Origin of the sequence: Pseudomonas sp. 51_B, assembly GCF_017491595.1 — a bacterium.
Lineage (GTDB): Bacteria > Pseudomonadota > Gammaproteobacteria > Pseudomonadales > Pseudomonadaceae > Aquipseudomonas > Aquipseudomonas promysalinigenes.
The window spans coordinates 1-441 of sequence record NZ_JAFGYW010000425.1 but is presented as its reverse complement, the minus strand read 5'-3'; the positions used below and the strand labels follow the sequence as shown (position 1 = coordinate 441).

Here is a 441-nt window from a genome sequence, read left to right as displayed (position 1 = left end):
ATCGTGCACCACAACGGCGGCTATGAAGTGATTCCCCGTGAAGCGGCGCTGAAGATCCAGGAGCGCGACCCGCAGCGCATTGTCCAGCTCAACGTGCAGACCGAAGAGGTCAACGCTGAGGACGATCCGTACGCGGCGTACCAGATCCCTGACGATCTGATGTGGTAAATCCACGGCTGTAACAACGACGAACCCCGCTCATGGCGGGGTTTGTCGTTTTCAAATGCTGTGTTGTTTCAGGCGGACTTCAGTTCTCGTTGCTGTTCCTGCACTTCCAGTTCGGCCTTGTAGTTATGGGCATCTATTTCGTTGTGGAACATGCCGACCAGCAAGTCTTGTTGATGCACATCCCAGATACGGATGCCGGCGGCCAGGCCTTCGTGGGACATGTGTGAATCGTCGCGTTCAGTTACTTTTACAGTCATCTGCTAGCTCCAAATC

General features: G+C 54.6%; 2 protein-coding genes. One reads left to right on the top strand and one right to left on the bottom strand.

Going from position 1 to position 441, the window contains the following annotated elements; translation table 11 throughout:
* Positions 1-168, top strand: a 168-nt coding sequence (locus tag J5M56_RS25560) for a DUF2058 family protein (protein WP_207938131.1), incomplete at its 5' end; no start/stop codon positions are given.
* A gap of 68 nt (positions 169-236) precedes the next feature.
* Here the strand turns inward: J5M56_RS25560 and J5M56_RS25555 are convergent.
* Positions 237-425: a hypothetical protein gene (locus J5M56_RS25555; protein ID WP_016773646.1), complete on the bottom strand. Its 189-nt coding sequence runs from the start codon at positions 423-425 to the stop codon at positions 237-239.
* Between the last annotated feature and the right edge of the window lie 16 nt (positions 426-441).

Excerpts from the sequence above, each read along its gene's own strand:
- J5M56_RS25555 (WP_016773646.1), bottom strand. The coding sequence starts at position 425 with ATGACTGTAAAAGTAACTGAACGCGACGATTCACACATGTCCCACGAA.